Source organism: Labrys sp. F242, assembly GCF_057813875.1.
The window spans coordinates 44,341-62,834 of record NZ_JBVASG010000009.1 but is presented as its reverse complement, the minus strand read 5'-3'; the positions used below and the strand labels follow the sequence as shown (position 1 = coordinate 62,834).

At 61.8% G+C, this 18,494-nt stretch carries 15 protein-coding genes and 1 pseudogene; 8 read left to right on the top strand and 8 right to left on the bottom strand.

Annotated features, from left to right (window positions below):
* Position 1 precedes the first annotated feature (1 nt).
* From ACZYTC_RS32590 to ACZYTC_RS32580, 3 genes are all read left to right on the top strand, one after another.
* Positions 2–1,990 carry a conjugal transfer protein TraG gene (locus ACZYTC_RS32590; protein WP_488991548.1) on the top strand — a complete coding sequence of 663 codons (1,989 nt, stop codon included), beginning with the start codon at positions 2–4 and terminating at the stop codon, positions 1,988–1,990.
* A gap of 3 nt (positions 1,991–1,993) precedes the next feature.
* A complete protein-coding gene (locus tag ACZYTC_RS32585) occupies positions 1,994–2,437 on the top strand; it encodes a ribbon-helix-helix domain-containing protein (RefSeq protein ID WP_488991547.1) in 444 nt (147 codons plus the stop codon).
* Positions 2,438–2,790: 353 nt separating this feature from the next.
* Positions 2,791–3,555, top strand: coding sequence for an outer membrane protein (locus ACZYTC_RS32580; RefSeq protein WP_488991546.1), 765 nt, complete (start codon positions 2,791–2,793; stop codon positions 3,553–3,555).
* 240 nt (positions 3,556–3,795) lie between these two features.
* Here the strand turns inward: ACZYTC_RS32580 and ACZYTC_RS32575 are convergent.
* From ACZYTC_RS32575 to ACZYTC_RS32560, 4 genes and pseudogenes are all read right to left on the bottom strand, one after another.
* Positions 3,796–4,464: pseudogene (locus tag ACZYTC_RS32575) on the bottom strand (IS6 family transposase).
* Between the two features lie 109 nt (positions 4,465–4,573).
* Positions 4,574–5,503, bottom strand: coding sequence for a homocysteine S-methyltransferase family protein (locus ACZYTC_RS32570; protein ID WP_434960206.1), 930 nt, complete (start codon positions 5,501–5,503; stop codon positions 4,574–4,576).
* A gap of 13 nt (positions 5,504–5,516) precedes the next feature.
* Entirely contained in the window at positions 5,517–6,362 is an 846-nt protein-coding gene (locus tag ACZYTC_RS32565) for an amino acid ABC transporter permease (RefSeq protein WP_488991545.1), read from the bottom strand.
* Complete coding sequence (locus tag ACZYTC_RS32560; protein ID WP_488991544.1) at positions 6,352–7,203, bottom strand: transporter substrate-binding domain-containing protein; 852 nt, start codon at positions 7,201–7,203, stop codon at positions 6,352–6,354. Before ACZYTC_RS32560 ends, ACZYTC_RS32565 begins: the two co-directional genes overlap by 11 nt.
* 210 nt (positions 7,204–7,413) lie before the next feature.
* Between ACZYTC_RS32560 and ACZYTC_RS32555 the strand changes: the two genes are divergently transcribed.
* The 4 genes from ACZYTC_RS32555 (at position 7,414) to ACZYTC_RS32540 (ending at position 11,382) form a co-directional block, all read left to right on the top strand.
* On the top strand, positions 7,414–8,436 hold the full coding sequence (locus tag ACZYTC_RS32555; RefSeq protein ID WP_488991543.1) for a MetQ/NlpA family ABC transporter substrate-binding protein: 1,023 nt from the start codon (positions 7,414–7,416) through the stop codon (positions 8,434–8,436).
* A gap of 73 nt (positions 8,437–8,509) precedes the next feature.
* Positions 8,510–9,496: a methionine ABC transporter ATP-binding protein gene (locus tag ACZYTC_RS32550; RefSeq protein ID WP_488991542.1), complete on the top strand. Its 987-nt coding sequence runs from the start codon at positions 8,510–8,512 to the stop codon at positions 9,494–9,496.
* Positions 9,493–10,161, top strand: coding sequence for a methionine ABC transporter permease (locus tag ACZYTC_RS32545; RefSeq protein WP_488991541.1), 669 nt, complete (start codon positions 9,493–9,495; stop codon positions 10,159–10,161). The genes ACZYTC_RS32550 and ACZYTC_RS32545 overlap by 4 nt, the downstream gene beginning before the upstream one ends.
* A gap of 180 nt (positions 10,162–10,341) precedes the next feature.
* Positions 10,342–11,382 carry an isopenicillin N synthase family dioxygenase gene (locus ACZYTC_RS32540; RefSeq protein ID WP_434960211.1) on the top strand — a complete coding sequence of 347 codons (1,041 nt, stop codon included), beginning with the start codon at positions 10,342–10,344 and terminating at the stop codon, positions 11,380–11,382.
* 198 nt (positions 11,383–11,580) lie between these two features.
* Here ACZYTC_RS32540 and ACZYTC_RS32535 read toward each other — a convergent pair whose 3' ends face one another.
* The 4 genes from ACZYTC_RS32535 to ACZYTC_RS32520 all read right to left on the bottom strand — a co-directional run bounded on the left by ACZYTC_RS32535 (position 11,581) and on the right by ACZYTC_RS32520 (position 16,676).
* The gene (locus tag ACZYTC_RS32535) at positions 11,581–12,963 is read right to left on the bottom strand and encodes an LLM class flavin-dependent oxidoreductase (RefSeq protein WP_488991540.1); all 1,383 of its coding nucleotides are present in this window, start codon (positions 12,961–12,963) and stop codon (positions 11,581–11,583) included.
* A 68-nt stretch (positions 12,964–13,031) separates the two neighbouring features.
* Positions 13,032–14,084: a substrate-binding domain-containing protein gene (locus ACZYTC_RS32530; protein WP_434960213.1), complete on the bottom strand. Its 1,053-nt coding sequence runs from the start codon at positions 14,082–14,084 to the stop codon at positions 13,032–13,034.
* A gap of 26 nt (positions 14,085–14,110) precedes the next feature.
* Complete coding sequence (locus ACZYTC_RS32525) at positions 14,111–15,136, bottom strand: ABC transporter permease (protein ID WP_488991539.1); 1,026 nt, start codon at positions 15,134–15,136, stop codon at positions 14,111–14,113.
* A 13-nt stretch (positions 15,137–15,149) separates the two neighbouring features.
* Positions 15,150–16,676: a sugar ABC transporter ATP-binding protein gene (locus ACZYTC_RS32520; RefSeq protein WP_434960215.1), complete on the bottom strand. Its 1,527-nt coding sequence runs from the start codon at positions 16,674–16,676 to the stop codon at positions 15,150–15,152.
* Between the two features lie 262 nt (positions 16,677–16,938).
* On the opposite strand from ACZYTC_RS32520, the gene ACZYTC_RS32515 reads away from it, so the two are divergent.
* Positions 16,939–18,492, top strand: coding sequence for an ABC transporter substrate-binding protein (locus ACZYTC_RS32515; protein WP_434960216.1), 1,554 nt, complete (start codon positions 16,939–16,941; stop codon positions 18,490–18,492).
* Positions 18,493–18,494 lie beyond the last annotated feature (2 nt).

Below are 18,494 nucleotides of genomic sequence, written 5' to 3'. Positions count from 1 at the left end.
CATGTCCGCGACCCGGATCCTGTGGGTGCCGATCACCGTGGTCTTCCTCATCGTCCTCGCGGCTATATGGGCGGCCACCCAATATGTCGCCTGGCAACTCGGCTTCCAGGGCCAGTTGGGAGCACCCTGGTTCAGGCTGCTGGGCTTGCCGGTTTATTATCCGCCGGCTTTCTTCTGGTGGTGGTATGTCTACGATGCTTATGCGCCAGGCACCTTTAACGAAGGCGCGTTCATCGCTGCCTCCGGCGGCATCCTGTCGATCATCTCGGCCATTGCCATGTCGGTGTGGCGGGCACGCGAAGTGAAGACGGTGGAGACCTATGGCTCGGCACGCTGGGCCGACAGGAAGGAGATTGCCGCTGCCGGCCTGCTCGGCGCCGACGGCGTTGTCCTCGGCCAGCACGAGCGTACCTATCTGCGCCATGACGGCGCTGAACATGTCTTGTGCTTCGCCCCAACCCGTTCGGGCAAGGGCGTTGGCCTTGTCGTGCCCACGCTGCTGACCTGGCCGGGCTCGGCCATCGTCCACGACATCAAGGGTGAGAACTGGCGGCTCACCGCCGGCTTCCGCGCCCGGCATGGCCGCGTCCTCCTGTTCGATCCCACCAACTCGGACTCGGCTGCCTACAATCCCTTGCTCGAGGTGCGCCAGGGCGACTGGGAGGTGAGGGACGTCCAGAACGTTGCCGACGTGCTGGTCGATCCGGAAGGCTCGCTCGAGAGGCGCAATCATTGGGAAAAGACCAGCCATGCACTTCTGGTTGGCGCAATCCTGCATGTTCTCTATGCCGAGAAGGACAAGACGCTGGCCGGCGTCGCCGCCTTCCTCTCCGACCCACAGCGCTCGATCGAGGCGACTCTGCTGGCGATGATGACGACGAAGCATCTGGGCGAGAAGGGTCCTCACCCCGTCGTCGCCTCGACCGCGCGAGAACTCCTCAACAAGTCAGGCAACGAGCGTTCGGGTGTGCTCTCGACCGCCATGTCCTTCCTCGGCCTTTACCGCGATCCCGTCGTCGCGGCGGTAACGAGCCGATGCGACTGGCGCATCGCTGACCTCACGGCCGACCGGCACCCAGCTACGCTCTATCTGGTCGTGCCGCCCTCCGACATCTCGCGCACCAAGCCGCTGATCCGCCTCGTTCTCAATCAGATCGGCCGGCGCCTGACCGAGGACCTCGACGCCACGGGCGAGCGCCATCGCCTCCTGATGATGCTCGACGAGTTCCCGGCGCTCGGCCGTCTCGACTTCTTCGAGTCGGCGCTGGCCTTCATGGCGGGCTACGGCATCAAGAGCTTCCTGATCGCCCAAAGCCTCAACCAGATCGAAAAAGCCTATGGCGCCAACAACTCGATCCTGGACAATTGTCATGTCCGGGTGAGCTTCGCCACCAATGACGAGCGCACGGCCAAGCGTGTGTCGGACGCGCTCGGCACCGCGACCGAGATGAAGGCGATGAAGAACTATGCTGGCCATCGCCTGTCGCCCTGGCTCGGCCACCTCATGGTCTCGCGCTCGGAAACCGCTCGTCCTCTGCTCACGCCAGGCGAGGTGATGCAACTGCCGCCGGACGAGGAGATCGTCATGCTCGCCGGCACGCCGCCGATCCGGGCGCGGAAAGTGCGCTACTACGAGGACGAGCGCTTTCGTGCGCGCCTGCTGGCGGCGCCGGATCCTCGCCGGTTCGAACGAACCAAAGCCGTCGATGCCTGGTCGCAGTGCGAACCGCAGGTGCCCGACCCGGTGCTGAAGGCCACGGCCTTGGCCAATCTGGACGAGGCCAATGCAGGGCTGCGCCGCGAGCCGGAGCTGCAAGACCATGTCGCGATCGTCAAGGACACGCAGGAGGAGAAGCCCGCCAAGGAGTTTACCGCCTTGCTCGATGACGAGCCGGAGACCCTTGCACGCCAGCGTCAGGCATTGCGCCGGAAGACGGTGGGACTAGCGCGCCAGGTCTCGCTCGATCCCGATGACGGCATGGAGCTGTGAGCCATGCGCGACCGTCTCAATCTGAGCCTGCCTGCCGAGTTGATCGGCCGGATCAACGAGCTTGCCGAGCGCAAGCGCTTGACGCGCTCCGCTATCGTGGAGGCGGCCGTGGCCTCCTTCCTTTCGCCCGACAATGCCGATCTGCGGGAAGCGGCGTTCACGCGTCGCCTCGACCGGCTCACCCGCCAGACACAGCGCGTCGAACGCGACGTCGGCGTCACCGCCGAGACCTTGGCTCTGTTCGTTCGCTTCTGGTTGGCGATCACCCCGCCGTTGCCGGCCAAGGCGCAGGTCGCCGCCCAGGCCAAGGGGCGCGAACGCTTCGAGGGCTTTGTCGAGATCCTCGGCAAGCGGTTGCAGAAAGGGCAGAGTTTTCTGCGCGAGATCCCGGACGATGTTGGCGGTGATATCTCGCCTATGTTGGATGAAGCGGAGAATAATGAATGAACGCTCGATGTTGACACTGCATGCTGACCGCCCACAGGGCGGCTCCTGGCTTTCGCCATTCGTACCTCTCAATGGATGATTGAAGGAAATACACAGGCCGCGAACAGGATATTCATATTATCCGGGCGAAGTTTCTCTTGAGTCTTGCGAGATATATTAAAAATATAATGCTATATTTTGGTTTATTTAAGATTTTTACTAGAAATATTCTTATATCTTGGCACGCTTCCTTGCGAAAAGAGGCGCGTTCAAACAATCGTACAGATAAGTTTTTGAAAATGTTGCTAATTGGCAACAGATTTTGTCCCACTTCGAAGATATTAATATTGAAATACCCCCTTAGGTTCATAGCCATGCGCAAGCTTCTCCTCGCCTCTTCAGCTCTTGTATGCCTCTCGGTTCCGGCTATGGCCGCTGATCTCGCTCCGGCGGCTGTCGAGCCGGTTGCACCGGTAGCGGCTCCCTTCTCTTGGACGGGATTTTATGCTGGCGCCAATGCCGGGTATGGCTGGAATAACGATGATGCGACCCTAGATGGCCTTGGTGGTCCCGCTTGGGATGATTACTATCCGGTCGCGCTCGGTAAGAAAGACTTGTCCGTAGACGGTTTTGTTGGCGGCGCTCAAGTCGGGTACAACTATCAAATCGGCCAGTTCGTTGTCGGCATCGAGGCCGACTTCAACTATTCCGATATGAAGGATAAATCCACGACGCGATCTCCCGCCGGATACTTCGACCCATTCACATATCGTCAGTCATCATCGATCAAATGGTTTGGAACCGTCCGCCCTCGTGTCGGATATGCGTTCGATCGCTTCCTGCCCTACGTCACCGGCGGTTTGGCGTACGGCAAAGTTGACGTCGCACATAGCGAACAGTTCACCTTCACCCACTACGGCGCTTCCACAAGCACGACGAAAGCCGGCTGGACGGTCGGTGCCGGCCTCGAATATGCGATCACCGATAATTGGACCGTCAAAGCCGAATATCTCTATTTCGACCTTGGCAAGGTGAAGAATATTGCGCAGCCTGCCCCGGCGAACCCGCCGTTTTCTCAACGGTACTCTCAAGACGTCACCGGGCAATTGGTACGTCTCGGCGTCAACTACAAGTTCTGATCCCGCGTGGCTGAGCGCCTCCTGCCCAGCAGACGGCGGCACCTCCACCGGCGAACATAAATTTCACGAGACACCGACGGATTCGACCGCACACGACGTTGAAGGCAGTTAAGGGGGCGAACCGCCGCCCTCCTGTGTGTCCGATCATGGAGTGTTGCGTTGATCAGATCGATAGCCATATCTGCTGCCGGCGACGTCACGTTATCTGCCTATGAATGCAATGAGACTTTTGCGCCGATCTCAGCTGACGACAGTCACGGCCTTGCATTCCGCCATGGCCGCAGACGATGAAGGTGGATGGCGAGGGCAGAGCGGTTTGAGCTGGGCGGGACGAAGTGCTGCAGGCCACCCGGCGATCGGAAGCCCTGCATCGTCCGCTCCCTCTTTCGTAGTGGCACATGCGAATTCTCGGCACGATTGTTCAAACCCTTGTGCGATCGGTGCCCGACGTCCGGCATGACCTGCCTCCGTGCTGCGCCATAGGAACCCAGCTTGTCGGTGATCATCCGCTTCGGCGCGACGCCCTGCTTCTTCGACAGCCGCATCAACAATCGCTTGGCAGCCGTGGTGTTGCGGCGGTTCCGAACGATCTCGTCGAGCACATCTCCGTCCTGATCGACGGCCCGCCACAGCCGGCGCTTCCTGCCGGCTATACTGATGACGACTTCATCCAGGTGCCAGATATCGTTTCGGCTGGGCTGCTTGCGAGGCAAGCGACGGGTATAGTCGGGGGCCGAACTTCTTCGCCCAACGGCGGATCGTTTCGTAACAAACCACCATGCCCTGCTCCGGCAGCATTTCCTCGACCAGGCGCAGGCTGAGCCGAAACCGGAAATATAGCCAGAGCGCCCGTGCGATGATCTGTGGCGGGAAGCGATGGCGCCTATCGCTGACGGCGGGCATGTTCATGCCATCGCCTCTATCCCGAAAATCGCTGACGGGCGAGTTAAGGTGATAGCGCCCGCCGTCTGTGTCTCGGAGTAATTGAAGGCATGAGGCAAACGCCTAGCCGGCAAGATCAGTATGCAGCTTCCGGATGTTGGCGAAAACGATGGATGGCCTCGATATGCTCGGGGCCAATGCCGCAGCAACCGCCGACGATCGTCGCGCCGCGATCGACCCAGCGCTGCGTCCATTTGAGATAATTGTCGGGGGCGAGGTCGTCGCGGATCCGTGAGATGCCGGCATAAGGCGTATCGGAAGGAGGTTCGGGCAGAAAGGCGTTGGCATAGACGCCCAGGCCGATATCCTGCTTCCCGGAAGCATAAATGGCGGCGCTCGCCTCTTCGACGGCCTGCGTCATGGCCTCGGGTTGACTGCAGTTGAACAGGATGCTGGCCGCACCTTGTTCCAGTGTCCGTGCCACAGCCTGCCCGACGGCTTCACCCGAGCGCAGTTGCGGTGGCCCCTCGCGGCCATCCTCGTCGCGCAACGTATAGGACACCCAATAGGGAAGACCGGTCGGGCGCACGGCTTCGATGGCAGCAAAGGCCTCCGCCGTCGAGCTTTGCGTCTCGATCAGCCAGAAGTCGATATGAGGCGCAAGCCCCTCGACCAGCGCGCTCAGGATCGCGGGTGCGCGGCTGGGCTGGAAACGGCAAGGGCGATAGCTCTCGAAAAGCGGCGGCAAGGATCCGGCGACCCGAACCGGACGATGGGCCTGGTCGGCCACGGCGCGAGCCAGGTTGCCGGTGCGTGCGGCCAGGCTGGCGCCTTGTGCGGTGAAGCGCTCTTCACCGATCATGTGGGGCACGATGCCGTAGGAGTTGGTGGTGATGATATCGGCACCGCTCTCGACATAGAGACTGTGCGCCTTGGTAACGAAATGCGGCGCCTCGATCAGAGGCAGGGCCGACCATTCGGGCAGGCGAAATGGCGCGCCGAGGCGCTCCAGCAGTCGTCCCATGCCGCCATCGAGAATGGTAATACCTTCGATTTTACTGTTCATGTTGCGTTGACCTTCAAGGGCGGGCGGTTGCGCTGGCCCGGCCGAATTTCAGCTCCAGGCGATATTGGACAAGCTCCAATCCGATCGAAAGCAGCCAGTAGATCGCCGCTGCTGCCGTCAGCATCTCCATATAGTGGAAGGTCGAGCGCCCATAGGATTGGGCCAGGAAGTTCAACTCCCACAGGCCCATGAGCGAGACCAGCGAGGAATCCTTCAGCATGGAGACGAACTGCGTTCCCGCTGGCGGTATGATGATGCGCATGGCCTGTGGCGCGACGATCTTGATGCCGATTTGCAAGCGTCGAAGGCCCAGTGCCATGGCCGCCTCGGTCTGTCCGCGCGGGATCGCTGCGATCCCCGAGCGGATGATCTCGGCAAGATAGGCGCCATAGTTCAGCGCCAGGGCCATGACGCCCGAGGTCAGCGCCGACAGCACGATGCCGAGTTGCGGCAGCGCCAGATAGATGATCAGGACCTGCACGAGCAGGGGCGTGCCGCGAAAAAGCGAGGCGTAGAAAGTCGCCGCCGCGAAGGCGAGGGGATTTGTGGAGAGGCGGCCAAGCGCCGCCAGGATGGCGACGATCAGCGCTAGCACCATTGAGATGGCGGTGATGAAGACGGTGAGGGCGGCACCTTGAAGAAAGCCGTCGGCAGTCAGCCTGAGGCCGAGCAGGAAGGGCAGCTTCTGCCGGATCAGCGCAAGATCCAATCCCAGCGCGAAAAAGCCGCACGCCAGAATGGCCAGCATGCAGGCCCAGGCCAGCCAGACCTTTTGCCGGAACCCAAGGCGGCCTATCCCGGGAACGGACACGGGCCGAATGCGCCGGCCGGCTTCGGCCGTCGCTTCTTCAATCGACATCTTTGGTTATGTCCGCGCCGAACCACTTGTTGGAAATCCTGGCCAGCGTGCCGTCTGTCTTCAGTTCGCCGAACACGCGCTTGACCTCGGCATTCCACTCCGGGTCGCCCTTGTCGGTCACGACTGCGTTGGGCTCGGCGAACAGCGGGTCGCCGACGATTTTCAGCTTCTTGGTGGTCTCGATGCCACCCCTGGCCGTTGCCAGCGAGGCGACGATGGCGTCGAGGCGAACCCCCGGGCCGAGGGCCAGGTTCTGAAAATTCACGGTTTCATCGCCCGGAACGGCAAGTGCATCCTTGAAAGGAAAGGCGATCGCCTTGTGCCCGGGAATGGCGAAGTTACGATTGACATAGGCTTCATAGGACGAGCCGGTGCCAACGCCGACCTTCTTGCCGGAGATTTCGGCGACCGACCGAATGGTCTTCTCGTCCTGGTGTACCACCAGCACGGCTGGCGCGCTGTAGTAGATGACGGGGAAGTCGACGACCTTGGCCCTTTCCTCGGTCGGCGTGGCCGATGAGATCGCCACGTCCCAGCGCCCGGACCACTTGCCGCTGATGATGGCTTCCCAGCCCGGTGTCTCCAGCTTGAGCTTGGCGCCGAGCTTGTCGACAAAGGCGCGGGCGACATCGACGTCAAAGCCGTCGAGTTCGTTCTGGGCATTGATGAATCCGAAGGGCGGATAATCGTTGACCAGGACGTCGACGACCTGTCCGGATTTCCTGACGCGATCCAGGGTCTCTCCGGCCCAGGTCGGCAGGGTCCAGCAGGCCGCCAGGGCCAGGGCGATTGCAGGCACGCCCAGCCGGGCCTTGCCGTGGTTCTCGGGAAGCAATGTCATTGTCCTTCGGCTCTCTTGCCAGAGCGCTGCATGGCGACCGGCTTGTGATTGAGGCTCCCTCTTCCCATGAAGAATTTTATTTGTCTATTAATTTAATAGATTTTATATACAAAAGACCGGCGCGTCCCGACTCGACTGCCGCACCCCCGGGAAGGCGTGCATTCGCAGCGCGGTGCATGTCGCCTCACGCCATTATACTTGCCTGTCTCGATGCTCATTCATCCCGCCCTATTCCGGATCTTCCGCGCGCCTTTGGTCGGCCATCCGCCTGGGACACGAATATCGGCGGAACTCGTGACGCGGGCAGGCCTCACATGGCTTTGCTCACGGCAAACTTCTCGCACCCCTTTGGGGCCGCAGAGGTTGAAATTGCTCGTTTCCACTAAACCCAACCAGCAAAAGGAATGGTCTTCAATGCTCCGTATCTTGACGACGCGTCTTGCAAAGATCGCAGCGATCGCGGTTATGCCCGTGGCGCTGAGCCTGTCAGCGTTCGCCGCCGACGCCCCCCTCCGCATTGCGGCTGATCCTGTCCCCCATACGGAGATATTGGCGTTTGTCCAGAAGCTGGCGCCCGATTTCCAGTTCAAGATCGTCGAGTTGAGCCAAGGGGTGAACCCGAACGAGTTGCTTGCCAGCGGCGACGTCGACGCCAATTATTTTCAGCACGTTCCCTATTTGCGGTCGCAGGAACAGGCGCTGGGCCAGAAATTCGCGGTCGCTGCGACGGTGCATATCGAGCCGCTCGGCGTTTATTCCCGCAAGGACAAGAGCTTCGATGCGGTACCGGACGGCGCTTCCGTGGCCGTACCCAACAACGCCACCAATCTCAGCCGGGCACTCTATCTGCTGCAGGCGCAGGGGCTGATCAAGCTGAAAGCGGGCTTCGACGCGCCGGATAAGCAATCCGCCACGCCACAGGACATCGGGGACAATCCAAAGCATCTCAAAATACTGGAAGTCGAGGCGGCGCAGTTGCCCCGCTCGCTGGATGACGTCGACCTTGCCGTGATCAATGGCAATTATGCCCTGGAAGCGGGCCTCAGCCCGGCCAAGGACGCTCTCGGGCTGGAGAAAGCGGAAGGGAATCCCTACGCCAATGTTCTGGTCACCACGCCGAAGCTGGCGGACGATCCAAGGATCGCCCGCTTGTCCAAGCTGCTGACCTCGCCAGAAGTCGCCAAGTTCATCCGTGAGCACTATCAGGGCTCCGTCATTCCCGTGAACAATTGACACGGTCTGGCCCTATTGGGCCGAGGCCCCGCCCGATCGCGGCGGGGCTTTGCCGTGGCGATCGGAAACCATCATGATCCGTATTGAGAAGCTGCGTAAGGTCTACTCGCAGGGCAGCCGCGAGTTCGTGGCGTTGGATGATGTTACGCTCGATATTCCGAAGGGAGCGGTCTTCGGTGTTCTTGGGCGTAGCGGGGCTGGCAAGAGCACGCTGATCCGATGCCTGAATTTGCTAGAGCGGCCGACAGTCGGTCGCATCATCGTTGGCGGCCACGACCTGACCGCCTTACCGCCGAGCGAATTGCGGCGACAACGCCGGCGCATTGGCACGATCTTCCAGCATTTTCATTTGCTGCACTCGCGCAATGTTGCCGACAATGTCGCAGTGCCGCTGGAAATTCTCGGTATCGAGCGCGAGGTCCGTCGACGCAGGGTTGAAGAGCTTCTCGACCTGGTTGGTCTGGCGGACAAGGCCAGGGCGTTCCCCTCCCAACTTTCCGGCGGCCAGAAGCAGCGCGTCGGGATAGCGCGGGCCTTGGCCGCCGAACCGGACGTCCTGCTGTCGGATGAGGCGACCAGCGCGCTCGATACCGAAACCACCGGATCCATCCTGAACCTGCTGCGAGACGTCAATGCAAGGCTTGGCGTCACCATCGTGCTGATTACCCATGAACTCGGTGTCGTGAAGGCCATCTGCGATTCCGCTGCGTTACTGAATGCGGGGCGGGTGGTCGAATCGGGCTCGCTCACCAAGCTCGTCGCCGATCCCGCATCGTTGCTCGGCCGCGCTCTGCTGCCCGACTGCGCATTGGCCGACAGGAGCGACGAAGCCATTGCGGAACTGACATTCGTCGATGCGGTCGAGGCCTCGCCGGTGCTCAGCACCTTGGCTCAACAGCATTCCATCGGCGTGACATTGCTGGGCGGCGGCGTCGAAACCATCGCGGGACAGCGAGTGGGCCGCTTGCGGGTTGGCTTCCATCGCCCTGAAGGAGGACTCGATCTTGCGGGCGTCCTCGATTTCCTGAATGAGCGCGGCGTTCGAGCGGAGCTGATATGACACCCCAGAGTTGGACAGAACTGTTGATGCTCGTGGTGAATGCGACCGGCGAAACGCTCTACATGGTCGCGCTTTCCGCGCTGGTGACCATAGCCGTCGGACTGCCACTCGGCGTGTTACTGTTCGTGACCCGACAGGGCGGGCTGGTCGTCTCGCCTTGGCTCAGCAGCTTGATCGGCCTGGTGGTCAATGTCGGGCGCTCGCTGCCTTTCGTCATTTTGTTGATCGCCCTGATACCGTTGACCCGGCTGATCGTCGGCACCAGCCTGGGCAGCACGGCGGCGGTCGTGCCGCTGACCATTGGCGCCGTGCCGTTCTTCGCCCGCATCGTCGAAGCGGCGTTGGCGGAGGTGGAGAGGGGCAGGATCGAGGCCGTGCTCGCAATGGGCGGCACCTTGCGGCATGTGATCGAGAAGGTTCTTCTGCCGGAAGCGTTGCCGGCAATCCTGGCAGGGGTGACCCTGACCGTGGTCATGCTGGTGGGTTTTTCGGCCATGGCCGGCGTCGTCGGCGGAGGCGGGCTTGGCGACCTCGCCATCCGCTACGGCTACCAACGTTTCAACAACCAGGTGATGTTTGCCACCATCGTCGTGCTCGTCGTTCTGGTGCAGTTGCTCCAGACGCTCGGCGACCGTCTGGTCCGGGCCCTTGAACATCGCCGCTGACCGCATCATCGAAACCGCTCCGGCCGAGAACAGGACAATGTCGCCGTTGTCGTTCCCGGGTGGTCATTCTGTCCCCCTAGCGTTCAATCCCGCCCATCGCCGACATGACGATCCGCTCAACGACGACTATCGTGCCGGCCACCGCCACGACGACCAGACCTGCCTTCCAGGAGCTATGACATGACGACCCGCCCTCAAGCGGCCCATTTGCCGACAGTCGATTTCTCGCGCTTTTACGGTGCTCCGGCCGAACGGGAAGCCTTCATCAAGGAATTGACCAGCGTTCTGCATGACCATGGCTTCTTCTACATGACCGGCCATGGCGTGCCCCAGAGCCTGATCGATGATGTGCTCGCTGCCTCAAAGCGTTTCTTCGCACTGCCTGAGGAGGAGAAGCTGAAGATCGAGATGGTGAGGTCTCCGCATTTCCGCGGCTATAACCGGGCCGGCTACGAGCGCACGCGCGGTGAACAGGACTGGCGCGAGCAGCTCGACATCAACACCGAAGGCGAGCCTGTCGAGGCGGGGCCCGACACGCCGTGGAACCGGCTTTATGGTCCGAACCAATGGCCGGAAGCACTGCCGGAGCTGAAGCCGCTGCTCTTGCGCTATCAGGCGGAGGTCACGCGCATCGGCATCGACGTGCTGAAGGCGATGGCGCTTGCGCTCGGCCAACCTGAGAACGCCTTTGCCGAGATCTATGAACCCTCGCCCTCGCAGCTTCTCAAGATCATCCGTTACCCCGGCCGCGAGGCCGCCGGCAGCGACCAGGGGGTCGGCGCGCACAAGGATGGCGGCTTCGTCACCGTGTTGCTGCAGGATACGACGCCGGGCCTGCGCATTCGCACCGAAGAAGGCGTGTGGATCGATGCTCCGCCCGTAGCCGGCACCTTCGTCATCAACAGCGGTGAACTTCTGGAAATGGCGACGAACGGCTTCGTGCGCGCCGACGTTCACGACGTCGTGACGCCGCCGCGCGGCACGGAGCGCTTTTCGGTCGCCTTCTTCCTCGGTGCCCGCTATCACGCCAGGATACCGGTTATCCCGCTGCCCGAAGAGCTCAAGCGCAGCGAGCGCGGCGTAACGGTCGACCCACTCAATCCCATCTTCCGGGAGGTGGGCATCAACCATCTCAAAAGCCGCCTGCGCTCCCATCCGGACGTTGCCGCCAAGCATCATCCCGACCTGCTCCACCTCCTGGAAAAGACGGGAACTGCGTGACCCGCCGGCCTTCCGTGCAGGACTGCCCTTGGGGTTCCGCATGTTCCTCCTGGTCGGCTGGGGCCTGAGGGAGGTGATCGCGGGCCCCCGACCGCTCATCGCCGGCGTGGCTGCCGCCGGCTGGTGATGACGCGGCTGGCCGGGCAGATGGCCTTCATCGCGACAAATGCGTGGATGTCGGGGCCGTGTGATCAGTGTTCATGTCGTGGATGGCTGGTGGCGGAAGCCCGCAGCCGGATGTGGTTGCTCCAGGCGTGCATGCCCTCGGCCGAACAGTTTTTCACGGAAGGTTCCTTCGGCATATTCCTGCTTGAACACACCGCGCCGCTGAAGCTCCGGTACGACCAGATCGACGAAATCGACAAAGGTCTCCGGCATGACCGCATAGGAGATATTGAAGCCGTCGACGCCGGTGTCGCGGACCCATTCCTGCAGATTGTCGGCGATGGTTTCGGGGGTGCCGACGAGCGTGGTGGTTGAGCCGCCGACGATGGTGCTTTGCGCCAGATCGCGCGCTGTCCAAACGCGTTTGTCGGGATTGTCCACCGTCAGGGCCTCGATGGCGGACCGGATGGCGTCGTTCTCGACATATTCCAACGGTCGGTCGAGGCCATGGGCCGCCAAATCAATCCCGAGCCAGCCTGACAGCAGTGCCAGCGCACCCTCGAGGCTGCCATATTTGAGATACTCGTCATATTTCGCGCGGGCGGCGGCCTCGGTCTTGGCCACGATTATATTGAGTTCGACGAAGGCCTTCACGCAGGACGGGCGTCTGCCAGCAGCAGCGGCGCGCCGGCGAATGTCGGTCACGCGAGAGGCGACGAGAGCCTTGGAACGTCCGTTCAGAAAAACGCACTCGGCGTGCCTGGCCGCAAAATCGCGTCCCTTGCTTGAAGACCCGGCCTGAAAAAGCAGGGGTGTGCGTTGAGGGGAGGGCTCGCTGAGATGAACGGCATTGAGCTGATAATAGGGCCCCTTGTGCCGGGCGGGCCGGACATGGCTCGGGTCGGCATAGATGCCTCGCGCCACATCCTTGACGACGGCGTCGTCGTCCCAGGATCCTTCCCACAGCTTGTAGACGGCATCCATGTAGTCCTGGGCAACGTCATAGCGGATGTCATGCGAGACCTGTCGCTCCTGGCCGGCGCCTCGGGCGGCGCTGTCGAGATAGCCGGTCACGATGTTCCAGCCGATGCGGCCGCGGGTAAGGTGATCGAGCGTCGACATGCGGCGGGCGAACGTATAGGGCGGTTCGAAAGACAGGATGGCGGTCGCGGCAAAACAAAGATGTCTGGTGACGGCGGCCATCGCCGGGATGACCAGAAGCGCATCGTTGACCGGAACTTGCGTTGCGTTTCGCAGCGCTGCTTCGGGGCTTCCCCCATAGACGTCGTAGAGGCCCAGCACGTCGGCGAGAAACAGCCCGTCGATCAGGCCTCCTTCGAGCAGTTTGGCCAGATCGGTCCAATATTCCAATGTGTTGTAATGTGTCGAGCGGTCGTGCGGGTGCGTCCAGAGCCCGGGCGAGAGATGCCCGGGGCAGTTCATTGCGAACGCATTGATGTGAATTTCCGAGCTCATCGATCCTCACCTCGCGGATCATCGGCCGTGCCGGTTGGCGAGCCGATGATCCCAGCTTCCAGCAGGTTTCAGTTGGCCTTGGGGATCCATGGCGCGGAGGCGACGTCGCGCGCCAGAAATGCCGGCAGCTTTCCCACAAGGTCCTCTTCGTTTTTGATGTCGTTGTCGTGCAGCAATTGGCGGGTGATCAAGGTCGGAGAGCCGTAGATTTTCTTTGTGTCGAGCTTGCCGGCAATCGACAAAGCGAGGGCCCGGACCTGCACTTCTCCCAACCCTCCCGCACTCGTGGCGGCGGTTGCCACCCAGGGACCGGCGGGATCTCGGATGGCCTGGATATCGGAGGTGGAGACATCCACGCTGTAGATCTTGATCTTGTCGGAAAGTCCGGCCTCGGCAACGGCGAGGGCGGCACCCCGGGCAAACTCGTCATAGGGCGCTATGATGACGGTGATGTCCGGATTGGCACGCAGAACCGCGGCGGTCTGGTTGGCCACCGAGGCAGCCGTCGTATCATCGACCGTGCCCCATTGCGCGACCTGCTGCACGCCGGGATGCTTGGCCTTGAAGGCGGACCAGGCCTTGTCTCTACGATCGAGGGCGGGGAAACCTTCGACGTAGATGTAGCCAGCCTTGAAATTCTCCCCATTGTCTTTGAGCACCTGCTCGAGGACGAGATTGAGCTGGCGATCTTCATCCTGGTCGACGATCACGACCTCAGGTTCGGTCAGATAGATGTTGCCCGCCACGATCTTGATGCCGTTGGCGAGAGCCTCCTTGACGACATCGTCGACGGCCTCGGCCTTTCCGCCGCTGACGATGATGCCTTGCACACCCAAGGCGACGGCCTGACGGATTTGTTCACGTTGCTCGTCGGGTTTCTGGCGGCCGGGAAATATCCGCAAGTCGATGCCCAGGGCCTTGGCCTGCCGGATGGCGCCGGCTTCGGCCGCCTCGAAATAATCACCACCCGACAGATAGGCCACGAGCGCAATTTTGACGCCGCCCTTGTCGAAAGGTGCGGGGGCGCCTGCCAGGCCATCCGCACATGCGGTCGATGCGGTAACAAGAACGCTCGTTGCAAGCGCAAGGCCTGCTGCGCGCAAGGCGCGGCGTAGCATCATCTTCGTCTCTCCTTGAATGATGTATCTCAGCTCGGCCGCCTGGTCAGGCCGAAGGTAACGGTCAAAGCACCGATGAGGACCGCACCTTTGATGAAGTCCTGCAGGTAGTAGGGCGCATTCAGCATCGTCAGGCCGTTGAGTAGGACGCCCACGAAGATGGCGCCGATGATGGTGCCGAAAATATTGGGGCGATTCACCCCCAGAACCGCATAGCCGATCAGCGCCGCCGCGACGGCGTCGAGCATGAGGCCGTTGCCGGCACTGACGTCGCCACGCCCGATCCGGCCGGCAAGCAGGACGCCGCCAACGGATGCAATCGAGGAAGAAAGGACATAGGCCAGGACGCGGTAGAGCCTGGTCGGGGCGCCCGCCAGGCGTGCGGCAATTTCGCTCCCCCCGACGGCATAGAAGACGCGCCCGTACCGTGTCCGCTCCATCACGAACCACATGAGCAATGCGACGATCCCCAGGACGACGACGGGAAGGGGGACGATCCCCTCAATTCTGTAGCGTCCAAGTGCAAGGAAGCTATCGGGAAAAACGCCGGGTGCCCGCGTGCCGTCGAGCAGCGTCATGCCCGGCGCGATCGAACGCCCGCCGGTGGGAATGAGCTGCAGGCCGGCGAGCAGGAACAATGTGCCTAGCGTCGCCAGCAAGTCGGGAATGCGAATGACCACGATGAGCAGGGCGTTGAACAGGCCGACGAGGACGCCGATGAGCAGGCATCCGGCAACAGCAACTTCGCTCGAACCGTTCAGCACGATGAGAATATAGGCAGCCGCCATCTGCGAGAACGCCGCAAGTCCGCCGACCGAGACATCGAAACCGCCGACGATCGTGGAGATGGTGACGCCGACGCCGAGCAGGGCAACGATTGCGACGGCCTGCAGGATGCTGAAAAGGTTGGCGACTCTGATGAAGGCAGGCTCCCGCACCGCGAAGATCACGACCATCGCGGCGAGGAGCAGGAATATTCCCCATCGCACAGCAATGTCGCGAACCGAGAGGCTTTGGGAACGAACCGCGGGGGCAAGGGATGAGGTTGATGACATGAAGGGAAAGGCCTTAATTGGCGGGCAATGCCGGGGTTGAGAAAGATGTGCCGGCGGTGGCGAGCAACAGGGCCGCTTCCTCCAGGCTGCCGGCGGCATCGCCCACGATGACGTTGTCGACGATGACCAGCACCCGGTCCGCCACTTCCAGTGCCTCTTCCAGGTCATTGACGAAGACGAGTGTGGCCCGATCGACCGAGCGCGCGCGGATCGTGCGAATGATGTCCTCTCGAGCCCCGACATCGACACCCTGGAATGGCTCGTCGAGGAGAAGGACCCGCGCCGTCTCGGCATGCCAGCGTGCAAGCACGACCTTTTGCTGATTGCCGCCCGACAGCACGCCGAGCCGGTCGAATGGGCCGCCTGCTTTGATCCCGAAATCGCGGATCAGCCGCTGGGCCCTGTCCTGCTCGCGCCCGCTCTGGACCATCCCGCGCTTCGACCAAGCCTTGAGGAAGGGAAAGCTGATCGTTCCCGCAATATTGGCAAAGGGCACCGTGCTTGGAAAAAACGACGTGCGCCAGCGGTCCTCTCCGGCCAGGAAGACGCCCCTTGCGATCGATTCGGCCGGACCGGACGGCGCAAAGGGCACGCCGTCGATCTCGACCTCGCCGCTTTCCAGAGGCCATAGCCCGAAGATTGCGCCGGCGAGGGCCGTCTTGCCGGCGCCTACCGGGCCCGTGATCGCAACGACTTCGCCGGCGTGGACGAGCAGATCGAACGACGCGGCGGAGCGGCGGAGCCTTGCGTTTTCGAGACGCAGGACGACCTGCCGTTCTTTGGCTTCGGCAGATTTCGAGATATGGCGTGTCTGTCGACCAATCATCGCACCGATGGCCGCGCCATAGTCGACCGGGGCATCGAAACTCGCCGTGATGCGTCCGTCCCGCAGGACGATCACCCGGTCTGCCAGGCGGCGAAGATCGCCGATCTTGTGCGAAATATAGAGAATTGCGACGTTTCGCCGACGCAAGCGCTCGATCACTTCAAAAAGACGCTCGGCTTCGCGCGCCGACAAGGAAGCGGTCGGTTCATCCAGGACCAGGATCTTGGGTTCCAGCGCAACGGCGCGCGCTATTGCCACGAGCTGGCGTTCGGCAATCGAAAGATCGTCCAGGCGTCGATCGAGATCGACATCAAGAGCGACAGCATCCGCAATGGCTTGCGCTGCCTGCCGGCCCCGCCGGCCACCCGTCACCAACGGTCCCTCGTTGGCGCAGTACTGGTCGAGCAGCAGATTGTCGAGGACAGACAGGTTGGGCACCCCTGTATCGGCAATGGTCTGGTGAACCACAGCAATGCCCTCGCTCCGAGCCTGGGCGGGAGAGCGGAGCTGGACCCGCTTGCCGTCGATCAAGGTTGCTCCACCATCGGGTTGGTGGATACCGCACAAGATCTTGACGAGCGTCGATTTGCCCGCGCCGTTGGCGCCCATCAACGCAACGATTTTGCCATGGGCAATCTCCAGATCGATGCCGTCGAGTGCGATCGTGGAGCCGAAGCGCTTGGCCAATTGCTGAACCAGGACTGCCGACGTCATGTGCTCTTGCCAGTTGGAGAAGGGGCGTGCATCTTTAGTCCATATAATCCATAAAACAAGTATATATTTGACATTCCTGGGAGGGAAATTCCATCCATCGCTTCGCGCAGCAAGGCCCGGGCGTCACATTGGCAGGTGGTAAAATTATAATATATAAAATTTATGGATTTAATTGATTAAATGGATTCGGCATGCCATCGTGAGGGTACGGTGGCATCCGCGCTGCCGCTGCGAGCGCGTGGTACTCAGTTGGAATTTGGTGATGGTCGATAGTCGAAGTTTCCACCCCTCCAGGCGGCAGGCCTTGCTGGGCGCCGTGGCCTTGGGAAGCATGGCCGTTGTGGGTCGGCCGGGACGTGGTGTTGCCGCGAATACGAAGACGCTGCGCCTGGCAACGGGCGAGGCCGACGGCGTGAAGGGGACGCTCGATCCGGCCTTTGGCAACAATGACAATGACGGCGCGCGTGCCAGCCTCGTCTATGAACGCCTGGTCGTTCCTGACGAGGCCTTTGCGCCGCAGCCTCAGTTGGCGTTGAGCTGGAAACCGGACGCGTCAGGCCAGGTCTGGACATTCGCCCTTCGTCAGGGCGTCAAATTCCAGGACGGATCGCCTTTCACAGCCAATGATGTCGTCTTCACCTTCAAGCGGCTGATCGACCCGAAAACGGCCTCGCCCGCCGCTGCGGTTCTCGGGCAGATCGATCCTGACGGCATAAAGGCCCTCGACGATCATACGGTGCAATTCCGCCTGCGCACGCCGGTCGTGGAGTTTCCACTCCTGATTGCCAATCGCTTCACCTATATCGTTCGCGCGGGTCAGACCGCGGAGCAGCTGCGTACGGCCGGCATCGGTACCGGTCCTTTCCGGGTGGAGAAATTCGTCCCCGGCGAAGAACCAAGCATATTCGCCCGCAGTGAGCATTATTGGCAGCCTGGGCGTCCCCTGCTGGATCGCGTTGAGCTGAGGGCGATCGCCGAGCCCTCCTCGCGCATCGCCGCTTTGCTTGCCGACCAGGTCGATGTCGTGGCCGAGCTACCGTCTTTGGGGCTGCAGCGACTGGAAAACAATCCTGATATCAAGATCCAATCCGTGCGCACCTCGGCATGGCAAGGGCTTGCCGTCTTCTCGGACGTGGCGCCGTTCAATGATGCAAGGGTACGCAAGGCCCTCAAGCTGGTGGTCAATCGGGACCAATATCTGAAGGCTTTGGTCGGTGGGCGAGGGGCCATTGCCTATGACACGCCCATTCCGCCATGGCAGTCCTATGGGTTGCCGCAGGAGCCCCTCAAGCAGAACATTGCCGAGGCCAAGAGGCTGTTGACGGAAGCAGGCCATCCCAACGGCCTCGATCTGGAACTTCATACCTCGGCCGGTGATGTCGGCCTGATCCAGACCGCAACCCTGTTCAAGGCGCAGGCTGCGGCGGCCGATATTCGCGTGACCATCGTCCAGGCTCCCGCGGCCGATTACTGGACCAATATCTGGCTCAAGAAGCCCTTCGTGACCACGTCCTGGAACGGGCGCTCGACCGACGAGGCCCTGGCTCTGGAATTCCTGTCGAGCGCGCAGTGGAACGAGACCCATTGGCGCAACAGCGAATTCGATGCGCTCGTCGCCCGGGCGCGCACGACGCTCGACGAGGCGCAGCGGACGCAGCTTTATCATCAGGCCCAGCGTCTGATTCAGGATGATGGCGGCGCCGTCATCCTGGTCTATGCCGACACGGTCGGCGCGACCCGCGCAAATGTCAGTGGCTACAAGGTTCATCCCCAGAAGTTTCCCACCGACTTTTCCGGCGTCTCCATCGACGGGTGATG